Annotated in this window: 11 protein-coding genes; 5 read left to right on the top strand and 6 right to left on the bottom strand. The window is 71.2% G+C overall.

Annotated elements, in window-relative coordinates:
* Window positions 1-301: 301 nt before the first annotated feature.
* The 4 genes from OHS71_RS29295 to OHS71_RS29280 all read left to right on the top strand — a co-directional run bounded on the left by OHS71_RS29295 (window position 302) and on the right by OHS71_RS29280 (window position 5629).
* Window positions 302-970, top strand: a complete 669-nt coding sequence (locus OHS71_RS29295) for a DUF3105 domain-containing protein (protein WP_328482318.1) — start codon at window positions 302-304, stop codon at window positions 968-970.
* An 11-nt stretch (window positions 971-981) separates the two neighbouring features.
* Complete coding sequence (locus tag OHS71_RS29290) at window positions 982-1581, top strand: DUF305 domain-containing protein (RefSeq protein ID WP_328482317.1); 600 nt, start codon at window positions 982-984, stop codon at window positions 1579-1581.
* 218 nt (window positions 1582-1799) lie between these two features.
* The gene (locus OHS71_RS29285) at window positions 1800-3740 is read left to right on the top strand and encodes a S53 family peptidase (RefSeq protein WP_328482316.1); all 1941 of its coding nucleotides are present in this window, start codon (window positions 1800-1802) and stop codon (window positions 3738-3740) included.
* A 134-nt stretch (window positions 3741-3874) separates the two neighbouring features.
* The gene (locus tag OHS71_RS29280; protein ID WP_328482315.1) at window positions 3875-5629 is read left to right on the top strand and encodes an NAD+ synthase; all 1755 of its coding nucleotides are present in this window, start codon (window positions 3875-3877) and stop codon (window positions 5627-5629) included.
* A 72-nt stretch (window positions 5630-5701) separates the two neighbouring features.
* Here OHS71_RS29280 and OHS71_RS29275 read toward each other — a convergent pair whose 3' ends face one another.
* The 6 genes from OHS71_RS29275 to OHS71_RS29250 all read right to left on the bottom strand — a co-directional run bounded on the left by OHS71_RS29275 (window position 5702) and on the right by OHS71_RS29250 (window position 13083).
* The gene (locus OHS71_RS29275; RefSeq protein ID WP_328482314.1) at window positions 5702-6778 is read right to left on the bottom strand and encodes a chitinase; all 1077 of its coding nucleotides are present in this window, start codon (window positions 6776-6778) and stop codon (window positions 5702-5704) included.
* 520 nt (window positions 6779-7298) lie between these two features.
* A complete protein-coding gene (locus tag OHS71_RS29270) occupies window positions 7299-7922 on the bottom strand; it encodes a DJ-1/PfpI family protein (protein ID WP_328482313.1) in 624 nt (207 codons plus the stop codon).
* A gap of 178 nt (window positions 7923-8100) precedes the next feature.
* Window positions 8101-9327: an MFS transporter gene (locus OHS71_RS29265; RefSeq protein WP_328482312.1), complete on the bottom strand. Its 1227-nt coding sequence runs from the start codon at window positions 9325-9327 to the stop codon at window positions 8101-8103.
* A 108-nt stretch (window positions 9328-9435) separates the two neighbouring features.
* Window positions 9436-10497 (bottom strand): endonuclease/exonuclease/phosphatase family protein, encoded by a 1062-nt coding sequence (locus OHS71_RS29260; protein WP_328482311.1) that lies wholly within the window; start codon window positions 10495-10497, stop codon window positions 9436-9438.
* 181 nt (window positions 10498-10678) lie between these two features.
* Window positions 10679-11320, bottom strand: a complete 642-nt coding sequence (locus OHS71_RS29255; RefSeq protein ID WP_443047177.1) for a TetR/AcrR family transcriptional regulator — start codon at window positions 11318-11320, stop codon at window positions 10679-10681.
* 170 nt (window positions 11321-11490) lie between these two features.
* Complete coding sequence (locus OHS71_RS29250; RefSeq protein WP_328482310.1) at window positions 11491-13083, bottom strand: DHA2 family efflux MFS transporter permease subunit; 1593 nt, start codon at window positions 13081-13083, stop codon at window positions 11491-11493.
* Window positions 13084-13388: 305 nt separating this feature from the next.
* Here OHS71_RS29250 and panB point away from each other — a divergent pair, with 305 nt between their 5' ends.
* Complete coding sequence (gene panB / locus OHS71_RS29245; protein WP_328482309.1) at window positions 13389-14255, top strand: 3-methyl-2-oxobutanoate hydroxymethyltransferase; 867 nt, start codon at window positions 13389-13391, stop codon at window positions 14253-14255.
* The last annotated feature ends 59 nt before the right edge of the window (window positions 14256-14314 follow it).

Raw genomic sequence — 14314 nt, 5'->3', positions numbered from 1 at the left:
CGTCCGGGCACGGCGTCCGTGCACGGGGTCCGGGCACGGCGACCGGGCACGGCGACCGGGCACGGGGTCCGGGCACGCCGTCCGGGCACGGCGACCGGGCACGGGGTCCGGGCACGGCGGCCACCCACGACGCCCGCCCGGCGGCTCCGCCCACTCCCGCCGTGCCCCTCGTACGCTCTCGGCCGTCCTCAGCCGCCTCTTGGCCGTGACCCGTCTACGACTTTGCGCGCCTCCCCCATTACGATCAGCGGACTCGCACGCCCCGATCGTCCCGCCCCTTTTCCCCAGAAGGACAGGCCTCATGGGTTCCGCCGACAAGACCAGCAGTCCGGCGCGCAAAGCGCGCATAGAGGAGATGCGGCGGGCCGATCAGGCCCGTGAGCGGCGCAACCGGGTGCTCGTGATCGGCGGCACCGTCGTCGCCGTGGTCGCGCTGGTCGCCGGTGGCGTGTTCGTCGTGAAGTCACAGTCGGACGACGACAAGGACACCACCGCCGACGGCAAGGCGACCTCGGGGCACTTCGTCACCGGTTCGGACGGGGTCAAGACGTGGAAGGGGACGCTCGGGCGCACCCATGTGAGCAAGACCGTGAAGTACCCGACCGAGCCTCCCGTCGGCGGGGACCACAACCAGGTCTGGATGAACTGCAACGGCGACGTCTACACCAGGAAGCTGAACAACATGAACGCCGTGCACTCGCTCGAGCACGGCGCGGTCTGGGTGACGTACAACAGCAAGGCGAGCAAGGCGGACGTCGCCGCCCTCGCCGCCAGGGTCAAGAAGACGCCGTACACGCTCATGAGCCCGGACGACGACCAGGCCGACCCGATCGTGCTCACCGCGTGGGCGCACCAGCGCACGGTGACGAGCGCGAGCGACCCGAACCTGGACAAGTTCTTCGAGAAGTTCGTGCAGGGCGAGCAGACGCCCGAGCCGGGCGCGGCCTGCTCGGGCGGTCTGCCGAAGTGAGGTACGCGGGAGTGGCGGTCGCCGTGGCGGGAGTGCTCGTCGCCGCCGGAGCCATCACGTACTCCGTCGCCGAGGACGGCGGAGCGGGCGACGCGCCGCCCACCGCCGGCTCCGCCGACGCGGGATTCGCCCGGGACATGGCGGTGCATCACCAGCAGGCCGTCGAGATGTCGTACATCGTGCGGGACCGGACGACCGACGAGGACGTCCGGCGGCTCGCCTACGACATCGCGCAGACGCAGGCCAACCAGCGCGGCATGCTGCTCGGCTGGCTGGACCTCTGGGGGCTGCCGAAGGTGTCGTCCGACGCGCCCATGTCCTGGATGGGCATGGGTGCGATGAGCGACGGCGAGGACGGCGCGCTCATGCCCGGCATGGCCACCGACACCGAGCTGAAGAAGCTCGGCACCCTCAACGGCAAGCAGGCCGAGGTCCTCTACCTCCAGCTGATGACGGACCACCACAAGGGCGGCATCCACATGGCCGAGGGGTGCGTCGCCAAGTGCACGGTCGGGGTGGAGAAGCGGCTCGCGCAGGGCATGGTCGAGGCCCAGCAGTCGGAGATCGACCTGATGACGGACATGCTGAAGGCACGGGGCGCCAAGCCGTAACGCCGACGGCGCGGGCTCCGGCGCGCCCCGTGGCGCACCCGCCGGAGCAACCCATAGGGTTTTCCCTCGATTTCACGGACGTTTCCGTCAAATCCGCCCAGCAAGCGGTCACTTGGGCGCTTCTTGGTTTTCGCATTCCCCTGGCATGAAGCGTTCGTCGCAAGAGTGGCCCGCACGTCGAGTGATCTACTCGCGTCGAACCACATACAGGGGGTCCTATGAGATCCAACCGCGCCGCGCTGCGCGCCGGAGCGAGCATGGCAGCGACACTGCCCATGATCGCCGGCGCGCTGGCGCTCGGCATACCCGCCGCGCACGCCGCGGACGGGCCGGCCCGTGACACGCTGGCCGGGACCAAGCCCGCGTGGGCCACGCCCAAGGCGGACAAGGGCTCGACCGCGGACAGCGCCCAGGTCTCCGCCCGGGTCTATCTCGCCGGGCGGGACGCCGCCGGCCTCGCCGCGTACGCGAAGGCCGTGTCCGACCCCGCCTCGCCCGCCTACGGCAAGTACCTCTCCGCCCAGCAGGCCGACGCCCGCTTCGGCGCGACCAAGGCCCAGGTGGCCGCGGTCAAGTCGTGGCTGACGGCGGCCGGTCTGAAGGTGACAGGCACGACCCGGCACTACGTGTCCGTCAGCGGTGACGTCGCCGCCGTCGAGAAGGCGTTCGGCACCCAGCTGCACAACTATGCCAAGGGCAGCCGTACTTACCGCGCTCCGTCGAAGGCCGCCTCGGCTCCGGCGGGCCTGGACGGCGCCGTCCTGACCGTCACCGGCCTGGACAACGCGCCGCACAAGGCCGCGTCCAAGGACCAGCTTCCGCCGCCGGACGCGGTGTTCAAGAACTCCGGGCCGTTCTCCACGTACTACGGCTCCAACACCGCGAGCACCCTCCCGTCGGCCTACGGCAAGAAGATCCCGTACGCCGTGCAGGGGTACACCGGCAAGCAGCTGCGTGCCGCGTACGGGGCCGGCAGGTACACCGGCAAGCATGTCCGCGTCGCCATCACCGACGCGTACGCCTCGCCGACGATCGCCCTCGACGCGGCCACCTACGCGAAGGCGCACGGCGACAAGTTCTGGAAGACGGGCCAGCTGACCCAGGTGCTGCCCTCGGACTACACCAGGACCGAGGAGTGCGGGGCGGCCGGCTGGTACGGCGAGGAGACCCTCGACGTCGAGGCCGTGCACGCGGTCGCGCCGGCGGCGGACGTCACGTATGTGGGCGCCGCGTCCTGCTACGACGACGACCTCCTCGACTCGCTCAGCAAGGTCGTCGACAACCACCTGGCCGACATCGTCTCCAACTCCTGGGGCGACATCGAGGCCAACCAGACGCCGGACCTCGCGGCCGCCTACGACCAGGTCTTCCAGTTCGGCGCGGTCGAGGGCATCGGCTTCTACTTCTCCTCCGGCGACAACGGCGACGAGGTCGCGAACACCGGTACGAAGCAGGTCGACACCCCGGCCAACTCGGCGTGGGTGACGGCGGTCGGCGGCACCTCGCTGGCGGTCGGCAAGGGCGACACGTACCTGTGGGAGACCGGCTGGGGCACGGAGAAGGCCGCGCTGTCCGCCGACGGCAAGAGCTGGACCGGCTTCCCGGGCGCCTACACCTCGGGTGCGGGCGGCGGCACCAGCAAGACCGTGGCCGAGCCGTACTACCAGAAGAGCGTCGTCCCGAAGGCGCTCGCCACGGCCAACAACGCCGCGGGCAACCGCGTGGTGCCGGACATCTCGGCGATCGCCGACCCCAACACCGGCTTCCGGGTGGGCCAGACCCAGACCTTCCCGGACGGGACCGAGCAGTACAGCGAGTACCGCATCGGCGGGACCTCGCTGGCCGCGCCGGTCATCGCGGCCGTGCAGGCGCTGGCCCAGGAGGCGCGCGGCGGCGGCGCGATCGGCTTCGCCAACCCGTCGATCTACTCCAAGTACGGCTCGCGGGTCTACCACGACGTCACGGACAACCCGACCGGGTCCGGGCTCGCGGTCGCGCGCGTCGACTTCGCCAACAGCTACGACGCGACGGCCGGGCTGCTGACCTCCGTCCGCAGCCTCGGCAAGGACAGCTCGCTGTCCGCCGTGAAGGGCTACGACGACGTCACCGGGGTGGGCTCGCCCACGAACGGCTACGTGGAGTCGTACCGCCGGCGCTGAGCCCGTCGTACGCCTGTCCCGCGCGGCTCGTCCGCGCGTCGTGGGCATGTCGTACGCGGAGGGGCGTGGGGGGCGTGGGGTGTCCGACACCCCACGCCCCCCATCGCGTCGTTTTGACGATTACACTGGTGGACGTGCCTCAACTTCGTCTCGCTCTGAACCAGATCGACTCGCGCGTCGGCGACCTCGTCGGCAACACCGAAACGATCCTCCGCTGGACCCGGCACTCCGCCGAGCAGGGAGCGCATCTCGTGGCGTTCCCGGAGATGGCGCTGACCGGGTATCCCGTCGAGGACCTCGCCCTGCGCTCCTCCTTCGTGGAGGCCTCCCGCACGGCCCTGCGCGAGCTCGCCGTCCGCCTCGCCGACGAGGGCCACGGTGAACTGCCGGTGGTCGTCGGCTACCTCGACCGGTCCGAGGGCGGCCGGCCGAAGTTCGGCCGCCCCGCGGGCTCGCCGCGCAACGCGGCGGCCGTGCTGTACGGCGGCGAGGTGGTCCTCTCCTTCGCCAAGCACCACCTGCCCAACTACGGCGTCTTCGACGAGTTCCGCTACTTCGTGCCGGGCGACACCATGCCGGTGCTGCGGGTGCACGGCGTCGACGTGGCCCTCGCCATCTGCGAGGACCTCTGGCAGGACGGCGGCCGGGTGCCCGCGGCCCGCTCCGCCGGGGCCGGGCTGCTGCTCTCCGTCAACGCCTCCCCCTACGAGCGCGACAAGGACGACACCCGGCTGGAGCTGGTCCGCAAGCGGGCCCAGGAGGCCGGCTGCACCACCGCCTACCTCGCGATGATCGGCGGGCAGGACGAGCTGGTCTTCGACGGCGACTCGATCGTCGTCGACCGCGACGGCGAGGTCGTGGCGCGGGCGCCGCAGTTCTCGGAAGGGTGCATGGTCCTGGACCTCGACCTGCCCGCCGCCTCGGCCGACGCGCCGACGGGGGTCGTGGACGACGGTCTGCGCATCGACCGGGTGGTGCTGTCCGAGGAGCCGCTCCCGGCCTACGAGCCCGAGCTGAGCGGCGGCTACGCGGAGCGCCTGGACGACGCCGAGGAGGTCTACTCGGCGCTGGTCGTGGGCCTGCGCGCGTACGTGGCGAAGAACGGCTTCCGGTCGGTGCTGATCGGGCTGTCGGGCGGTATCGACTCGGCGCTCGTCGCGGCGATCGCGTGCGACGCGCTGGGCGCGGAGAACGTGTACGGCGTCTCGATGCCGTCGAAGTACTCCTCCGAGCACTCCAAGGGCGACGCGGCGGAACTGGCGCGCCGGACGGGCCTGAACCTCCGCACGGTGCCGATCGAGCCGATGTTCGACGCGTACATGAGCTCGCTGGGTCTGACGGGTCTGGCGGAGGAGAACCTCCAGTCCCGGCTGCGCGGAACCCTGCTGATGGCCCTCTCCAACCAGGAGGGCCACATCGTCCTCGCCCCGGGCAACAAGTCGGAGCTGGCGGTCGGTTACTCGACGCTGTACGGCGACTCGGTGGGCGCGTACGGACCCATCAAGGACGTCTACAAGACGTGGATCTTCCGGCTCGCGGAGTGGCGCAACCGCGCGGCGGCGGAGCGCGGCCAGACCCCGCCGATCCCCGAGAACTCGATCACCAAGCCGCCGAGCGCGGAACTGCGCCCCGGCCAGGTGGACACCGACTCGCTCCCGGATTATCCGGTCCTGGACGCGATCCTCGAGCTGTACGTGGACCGGGACCAGGGCGCGGACGCGATCGTCGCGGCGGGCTACGACCGTGAGCTCGTCGTCAAGACGCTGCGCATGGTGGACACCGCCGAGTACAAGCGCCGTCAGTACCCGCCGGGCACGAAGATCTCGGCGAAGGGCTTCGGCAAGGACCGCCGCCTGCCCATCACGAACGCCTGGCGCGAGTCGGTCTGACAGCCCCTGGCCCCCATGGCGCCGTCGGGCCCGGTCGCGTGGTGCGACCGGGCCCCGGTGTCCGCGGTGTGCCTACTGCCGGCCTCGTCGCGCGAACGGTGCGAAGGCGTGGCTGAAGGCCCAGGTGTCCTGGGTGATGCCCGAGCACGAGTCGGAGCCGCCGGTGCCGGGGCAGCCGCCGTTGTCGCGCTGGAGCGCCCAGAAGGAGAGCGTGTTGATCTTCTTGGTCTCGGCCCACTTCTCCACCGTGACCGCGTCCTTCGTGGTGAAGGTCTCCTCGGGGCCGTAGTCGTCGATGCCGGGCATCTCGATGACGCCGATCATGCTCCACAGCTTCGCGGAACTCGTCTTCGGGTGGAGCGCGGCCAGTTGGTCGTGCAGCCCCTGCGCGGCCGTCCCGGTGTCAGCCGCCATGTCGTGGCCTGCGCCGTCGTAGTAGTCGAAGGTCATGAGGTTGACGACGTCCACGCGCGCGCCGTTGGCGACGGCGTTCTTCAGCAGGGCCAGGCCATTGGCCTCGAGGCCGGTGGTGGAGGTCGGCAGGGTGTAGGAGAACTGCACCTCGCGGCCGGTGCGTCCGGCCCAGCGCTGGACCTGGGCCATGGCCTTGTTGCGGCGGTCGATCCCGGCCGCGTTGTCGATGGAGTCGCCCTCGACGTCGAGGTCGATCCGGGTGACGCCGTAGGTCGTGACGAGGCTCTCGTACACCTTGGCGATGGCGTCGACGCTGGTGCAGCTGTCCGCCAGTTCGGTCCCGGTGGTGTCCGCGGACCAGCCGCCGAAGGACGGGACGACGTTGCCGCCGCGTGCCTGCATCGCGGCGATGTCGCGGCCGAAGGCCGCCTTGGAGACCGGCTGGTCGGCCGCGCCGTTCCAGTACGCGGTGCACGAGCCCGCGGCGGCGGTCTGGAGGAAGGCCAGGGTGAGGTACTTGTTGCCGGAGGCGGCGGCCAGGGCGGCCGGGCTCTCACCGGTCCACGCCTCGAAGTAGGGGGCCACCACATGGTTCGGCATCGGCTTGCCGGGGGCGGCCGGGATCGGGTGCGGCGCGGCGAGCGCGCTTCCTCCCCCGAGCGCGAGGAGCCCGGTGGACAGAGCGCCGACGCTCAGACAGGACAGCAGTGCGCGAAGGTGACCAGGTCGTCTCACTGACGCTCCCATGGGGAAAAGGGCATGCGGGGACAGCGGAAGGGCTGCACCGCGGGGTGAGCAGTGACCATGTTTGGACTAGACCAGTTAACTGTCAAGGTTCTTTACAGTTACCTGACCGCGGCCCGGTCAGCCCTTTCGGCAAGGGAGCCGGACCGGCCCGCCCGGCGAGGCCGACCGCGTCGGACGTCGGCGTCTGATCGCCGGGCGCCGACGCGGGACCCGGACGCCGGACACCGGCGCGGGACGTCAGCGCCGGAGGTCGGCGCGGGACGTCAGCGCCGGAGGTCGGCGCGGGACGCCAGCGCCGGAGGTCGGCGCGGGACGCCAGCGCCGGAGGTCGGCGCGGGACGCCAGCGCCGGAGGTCGGCGCGGGACGCCAGCGCCGGAGGTCGGCGCGGGACGCCAGCGCCGGAGGTCGGCGCGGGACGCCAGCGCCGGAGGTCGGCGCGGGACGCCAGCGCCGGAGGTCGGCGCGGGACGCCAGCGCCGGAGGTCGGCGCGGGAGGCCGGCGGCCCGTCAGCGTCGGACGCCGGCGCGGGAAGCGGTCTCGCCCGCGTGGACGGCACGCAGGGCGCGCTCGACGGTTTCCTGGTTCTCGCCGACCGGCGCCACGTAGTCGAGCACGCCGCGCGCCGCGTCCTCCCCGAGCGTCCGGGTGATCACCCACGTGGCGAGGTACTGCGAGGCGAGACAGCCGCCCGCCGTGGCGATGTCGCCCTCGGCGTGGAACGGCGCGTCCAGCACGGTGAAACCGGCGGCCTCGACGAAGGGGCGGGTCTTCAGGTCCGTGCAGACGGGCATGCCGTCCAGCAGGCCGAGCCGGGCGAGTACCAGCGCACCGGAGCACTGGGCGCCGATCAGCTGGCGCGCGGGGTCGAGCGGCAGCCTGGAGATCAGCCGGTCGTCGGCGACCACGTCCCGCGTCCTGACCCCGCTGCCGATCAGCACGACGTCGGCTTCGGCCGCGAACTCCATCGGTCGCTGCCCGGTGACCTCCACGCCGTTCATCGACGTGACCACCGGTGTCGGCGTCGTGACGAACGCCTCCAGGCCGTCCTTGCGGCACCGGTTGATCAGCGCTGACGCGACGAAGCTGTCGAGTTCGTTGAACCCGTCGAAGGTGACCACGGCTACCTGCATCGCAACTCCTCGGACACGGCGGCGAATCGCCAGTCTTCAGGCAGGGCCGTTCCGGGTCGAGAGCCAATCGTCGGCCAGTGGCACGCCCGCCGTCCTCCGCTCAGAAGGACGACGCCCCCGCCGTGGGAGCGCAGCTCCCGGCGGAGGGGTCGCGTCGGCGTCCGCCGACAGGACCACGTCAGTGACGGGCGCCCGCCTCGGCGGCGGCCCGCGGCACATGGGTCGCGACGATACGGTCGCGGGAGGCCGGCTGCGGGGCCCGGCGGCGGTCGAGGGCGTAGGCGATGCCCGCGACGATCAGACCCAGGGCCGCCAGGACCGCACCCGCCAGCGCGGGCGAGGTGGCGCCGAACCCGGCCGCGAGGGCCAGGCCGCCGATCCAGGCGCCGCCGGCATTGGCCATGTTGAAGGCCGCCTGGTTGGCGGAGGAGGCGAGGGAGGGGCCCCCGGCCGCCTTCTCCATCACCATCAGGTTCAGCGGCGAACCCGTCACGAACGCCGCCACTCCCAGCAGGACCACGGCCAGCGCTCCGCCCCACGCCGTCGTCATCAGCAGCGGGAACAGGGCCAGGACCACGGCCAGTGACGTCAGACCGGCGAACAGGGTCGGGCGCATCGCGTGGTCGGCGAGGCGGCCGCCGACCAGGTTGCCGATGGTCGCGCCGACGCCGAACAGGGCGAGCAGCAGCGTCACGCTGGAGTCGGCGTAGCCGGCGGAGTCCGTGAGCATGGGGGTGATGTAGCTGTACGCGGAGAACAGGGCGCCGAAGCCGGCCACCGTGGTGCCGAGCGCCAGCCAGACCGGCAGCGAGCGCAGGGCGGCCAGTTCACGCCGCAGTCCGACGGCGGGCGCCTGATCGTGGTCGCGCGGGATCAGCAGGGCCAGGGAGGCTATCGCCGCGAGGCCGATGACGCTGACGCCGAGGAAGGTCGCCCGCCAGCCGAGGTGCTGGCCCACGAGGGTGGCGACGGGGACGCCCGCGATGTTGGCGACGGTCAGCCCGAGGAACATCAGCGACACCGAGCGGGCCTTGCGCTCCGGGGCGACCATGTTGGTGGCCACCACCGCGCCCACACCGAAGAAGGCGCCGTGCGGGAGACCGCTGACGAAGCGGGCGGCCAGCAGGGAGTCGTAGCCGGGCGCGAAGGCCGACAGGGCGTTGCCCGCGACGAACAGGCCCATCAGGGAGATCAGGACGGTCCGGCGGGACATCCGTGCCGTCACCGCGGCCAGCAGGGGCGCGCCGATGACGACGCCGAGCGCGTACGCCGAGACCAGGTGTCCGGCTGTCGGGATCGAGACATGCAGGTCGTCCGCGACGTCGGGCAGCAGGCCCATCATCACGAACTCCGTGGTGCCGATTCCGAAGGCACCCACGGCCAGGGCGAGCAGGGCCAGGGGCATGGAGAACTTGCCTTTCAGGGAGAGTGGGTTCCGTTCATCATACGGTTCGTATGTTCAAGTACGGAACAAAGTCTCCTCGGCCCGCTATTCCAGCGGGTGACCCCCTGGTTAAGGTGTGGTGACCTTCACACGCGCCGCCACCGGCAGATGGTCGCTGCCCGTCTGCGGCAGCGTCCACGAGGTGACCGGCTCCACATCCCTCACCATGATCTGGTCGATCCGGGCCATCGGGAACGACGCGGGCCAGCTGAAGCCGAAGCCGCTGCCCGCCGCGCCCTGCGTGGAGCGCATCTGGGAGGTGACGGCGTTGAGCGAGCGGTCGTTCATGGTGCCGTTGAGATCCCCGAGCAGGACCACCCGTGTCAGCTTCTCGTCGGCGATCGCCTCACCGAGGGCGTCCGCGCTCTTGTCGCGCTGCCGGGCGGTGAAACCGGCCTGGAGCTTCACCCGCACCGAGGGGAGATGGGCGACGTAGACGGCGACCTCGCCCTCGGGCGTCGCGACCGCCGCCCGCATCGCGCGGGTCCATCCCAGCTTGATGTCCACGGGCTTCACACCGCTGAGCGGGTACCTGCTCCACAGGCCGACCGTGCCCTGCACCGAGTGGTACTTGTACGTCGCCGCCAGCGCCTTCTCGTACACCGGCACCGCCGCGGCCGTCAGCTCCTCCAGCGCCAGCACGTCGGCCTCGGACGCGGCCACGTCACGGGCGGTGCCGGCGGGGTCCGGGTTGTCGGCGTTGACGTTGTGGGTGACGACGGTCAGGTCGCCGCCGCTGCCCGTCTTGTCACTGAGCAGCCCGCCGAAGAGGTTCGTCCAGACCACGGCCGGGAGGACGACGGCGATCAGCGCGGTCGCCGACCTGCGCACCAGCGCCAGCACCAGCAGCACCGGCACGAACACGCCGATCCAGGGCAGGAAGGTCTCGGTGAGACTGCCGAGGTTGCCGTAGCGGTTGGGGATGCGCGAGTGCACCAGCATCACCAGGGAGAACGCCAGGGCGAAGCCGGTGAGCACCAGGCCGCGCCGCCAGATGCGCGGATCGCCGCGCCAGCCCGCGAGGACGCGGCCGAACAGAGTGCCGATCAGGCGTCGAAGCCGGACTCCCCGAGGCTCGTGACCCGAGCCTCCGTTGCCGTCCGTCTCCGTCATGTACGCCTGCTGCGCCATACCGTCGCCTCACTGCCTGCCTTGCACACCGTCCGTCCCCCGGGTACCAACCTAGGGGATGATCGGCTTTGATCTCGCCGTCCCGTGACGGCCGTACGGGCACGAGGACGACCGGGGCGGTCTCAGGGGTTCCGGACCTGGGGCGGGTGACCCGGTCTGTGACGAAACGCGCACATTCGGGCTACCCGGTGGGGGAACTGACGGGCCGTAGCCCGGCCAGCAGCGTGTCGACGATGCGCTCCGGGAGTTCCTCCGGGAGGTCGGTGTCGGGGCGCAGTACCGCGCGGACGAGCATGGGGCCGACGAAGATGTCGTTCACCAGTTCCACGTCCAGGTCGGCCCGCAGTTCGCCGTTCTGCTGCCCCCGGCGCAGGACCTCGACGCCCATCCGGCGCCGGGGTTCTATCGCCGTGTTGTGGTACGCCGCCCAGATCTTCGGGCTGCTCTTCATCTGGGCGTGCACGTTGTGCAGGATCGCCGAGGACCGGTTGGCGAGGCCCCTTCGCCGCAGTGCCTCCAGGAGCACGATCAGGTCGTCGCGCATGGAGGTGCCCGGGAGTTCGGGATCCTGGGGTTCGGCGGCGCGCAGCACGTCGACGAAGAGTGCTTCCTTGCCGCTCCAGCGACGGTAGATGGCGGCCTTGCCGACGCCGGCGGTACGGGCGATGCGCTCGATGGAGATCTCGGCGAGCGGGACGCCCTCCTCCAGCAGCTTCATGGTGCCCTCGATGATGGCCCGTTCCACGGCCTCGCTGCGCGGCCGTCCCCGGAGGGGCTGCTCCACGGCGGTCCCGGTACCGGCGGCCCCCCTGCCCGCAGGCACCCGGCCGGCGGTTCCGCGGTCGGCGGCCCGCCCTTCGGTGGTCCCCCTGTCGGCGAGGCTCACGTTGCTCGGTCCTTTCGTCGCGCTGGGGACATTGTCGTCCGACGGCGTCCGCCGGCGGCCCGGGCGGGCGGGGGGGGGCAGTGCCGCCCCCCGCCCGCCCGGGGCCGTCACGGCTTCGCCCGCGCCAACTCCTCCTCCGCCGCGTCCTCCTGCACGGGCTTCGGCCGGCCCGGCAGGAAGACGGCCACCACGACGGCGCCCGCGACCGCCACGACGGCCCCGCACAGGGCGGTGACGTGCATGGCGTGCAGGAAGGCGTCGTTGGCGGGTGCGACCAGCACCTTGCCCCGCTCACCGAGTTTCGCGGCGACCCCGAGCGTCGCCTCGATGGACTCGCCCGCCGTGTCGCGCAGGCCCACCGGCAGCGTGCCGAGGTGACCCTCGATGCCGTCGCGGTAGGACGTGGACAGCACGGAGCCGAGGACGGCGATGCCGAGCGCGCCACCGAGCTGACGGAAGGTGTTGCTCAGCGCCGATGCGGAACCGGCCTTCTCCCGGGGCAGGGCCTGCATGATGACGACGCTCGTCGGGGTCATGATGTGGGCCATCCCGGCGCCCATGAAGAAGAACACGACCTCGAGCAGCCAGATCGGGGTGTCCGCGTCGAGCGTGGCGAACGCGGCGAGCGTCGCCGCGAGGACGGCCATCGCCGCCGTGGTCGTGGCCCTGATCCCTATGCGGTCGACGACCAGCCGGGCCCGGGGCGCGAAGATCAGCTGCGCGGCGGCCAGCGGCAGCATCAGCAGACCGGTCTGGAGCGGCGAGTACCCGCGCACGCTCTGGGTGTAGAAGACCGAGAAGAAGGTGACGCCCATCAGCGCGAAGAAGACCAGCGCGATGACGGCGATCGCGGCCGAGAACACCTTGTTCTTGAAGTAGTTCATGTCGACGGACGGATGGTCGCTGCGCTTCTCGAACAGCACGAACGCGACGAGGACGACCAGGCCGCCCGCGATGGGCGCCAGCACGGTCGGGGCCGTGAAGTCGGCCAGTTCGCCGCCCTTGATGATGCCGTAGACCAGCAGGACCAGTCCGATGACCGACAGGACGACGCCCACGAGGTCGATGCGGCCGGGGTTCGGGTCGCGGGACTCGGGCACCAGCCACAGCATCAGTCCGAACGCGAGCAGCACGATCGGCACGTTGATGAGGAAGACGGAGCCCCACCAGAAGTGGTCGAGGAGCAGACCGCCGGTGATGGGGCCGATGGCGATGGCGAGTCCGACGCCGCCCGCCCAGATGCCGATCGCCTTGGGCTGCTCCTCGCGCTCGAAGACGTTCATCAGGACGGCGAGGGTCGCGGGCATCACGAAGGCGGCGCCGAGGGCCATCAGCGCACGGAAGGCGATGAGCTGGGCGGGCGAGCCGGATTCCGCGGCGAGCGCGGAGCCGATGCCGAAGACGGCGAGACCGCCGAGCAGGACCTTCTTGCGGCCGATCCGGTCACCGAGGAGACCGGCGGAGAACAGCAGTCCCGCGAAGACGAGCGTGTAGGAGTTGATCGCCCACTCCAGCTCGCTCTGGGTGGCGCCGAGGCCGGTCGGGGCGGGCGTCGAGATCGTCTTGATCGCGACGTTCAGGATCGAGTTGTCGAGCACCACGATCAGCAGGCTCAGCATCAGCACACCGAGGATCGCCCATCGACGCCGGTGCACCGCTTCCGGTATGCGCGGAGCCGCGGGGACGGCAGGAGTAGTCATGGCGACGAGCCTAGGACATTTTCGATACGAGACCGTCTCGTATCGATTCCGGCGCCGCTTTTCTTACTGAGCCTTTACCCGCAGGCGCGAGGAGGCCGCGCGGACTTCACCCGCGCGGCCGACCGGGTCCACCGGGTCTTCCGGGTCTGAAACTGCCGGATCCGCAGGGCGGGCCGGGGTGGCCGGGCGGACTGAGGCTTTGCCCACAGGGGGCGCTCTGGCTCTCCCCGGCACGAAGTGCCACCATGGGTGGTGGTCCGGGGACGCCGTGAGGGCGCCTCGAGATGACGTAAGGAGCCGGTGCAATGACGCAGCTTTCGGCTGCCCACTCCAAGACCTCCGACGGCAGCAAGGCGCTGTACGGAGGCAAGGGCACACGCCGTATCACCGTCCGCGACCTCGCCCTCGCCAAGGAGCGCGGCGAGAAGTGGCCCATGCTCACCGCCTACGACGCGATGACCGCGTCCGTCTTCGACGAGGCCGGGATCCCGGTCATGCTCGTGGGCGACTCGGCGGGCAACTGCCACCTCGGGTACGAGACGACCGTACCCGTCACCCTCGACGAGATGACCATGCTGTCGGCGGCGGTCGTTCGGGGCACCAGCCGTGCGCTGATCGTCGGCGACCTGCCCTTCGGCTCCTACCAGGAAGGGCCGGTGCAGGCACTGCGCTCGGCGACCCGTCTGGTGAAGGAGGCCGGCGTCGGCGCCGTGAAGCTGGAGGGCGGCGAGCGCTCGCACCGGCAGATCGAGCTCCTGGTGGAGTCCGGCATCCCGGTGATGGCCCACATCGGTCTCACCCCGCAGTCCGTGAACGCGATGGGATACCGCGTGCAGGGGCGCGGCGAGGAGGCCGCCCAGCAGCTGCTGCGGGACGCGAAGTCCGTGCAGGACGCGGGCGCGTTCGCCGTGGTGCTCGAGCTGGTCCCGGCGGAGCTGGCGGCCGAGGTCACCCGGGTGCTCCACATCCCGACCGTCGGCATCGGCGCCGGACCCGAGACGGACGCCCAGGTACTGGTGTGGACCGACATGCTCGGGCTGACCGGGGGCCGGGTGCCGAAGTTCGTCAAGCAGTACGCGAACCTGCGTGAGGTCATGGGCAACGCGGCGAAGGCGTTCGCCGAGGACGTCGTGGGCGGCACGTTCCCGCTGGACGAGCACTCCGTCCACTAGACACACAGAGCCGACACCGCACCGGAGCAGCCCGCCGATCTTCCCCCGTCGGCGGGCTG

Origin of the sequence: Streptomyces sp. NBC_00377, from assembly GCF_036075115.1 — a bacterium.
Taxonomy (GTDB): Bacteria; Actinomycetota; Actinomycetes; order Streptomycetales; family Streptomycetaceae; genus Streptomyces.
This window is presented reverse-complemented; position numbering and strand designations above follow the sequence as displayed.

What these genes read in the sequence shown, in the direction of transcription:
- OHS71_RS29295 (WP_328482318.1), top strand. Translation starts at nt 302, where the DNA reads ATGGGTTCCGCCGACAAGACCAGCAGTCCGGCGCGCAAAGCGCGCATA.
- OHS71_RS29285 (WP_328482316.1), top strand. Translation starts at nt 1,800, where the DNA reads ATGAGATCCAACCGCGCCGCGCTGCGCGCCGGAGCGAGCATGGCAGCG.
- OHS71_RS29270 (WP_328482313.1), bottom strand. Translation starts at nt 7,922, where the DNA reads ATGCAGGTAGCCGTGGTCACCTTCGACGGGTTCAACGAACTCGACAGC.
- OHS71_RS29265 (WP_328482312.1), bottom strand. Translation starts at nt 9,327, where the DNA reads ATGCCCCTGGCCCTGCTCGCCCTGGCCGTGGGTGCCTTCGGAATCGGC.
- OHS71_RS29260 (WP_328482311.1), bottom strand. Translation starts at nt 10,497, where the DNA reads ATGGCGCAGCAGGCGTACATGACGGAGACGGACGGCAACGGAGGCTCG.
- OHS71_RS29250 (WP_328482310.1), bottom strand. Translation starts at nt 13,083, where the DNA reads ATGACTACTCCTGCCGTCCCCGCGGCTCCGCGCATACCGGAAGCGGTG.
- panB (WP_328482309.1), top strand. Translation starts at nt 13,389, where the DNA reads ATGACGCAGCTTTCGGCTGCCCACTCCAAGACCTCCGACGGCAGCAAG.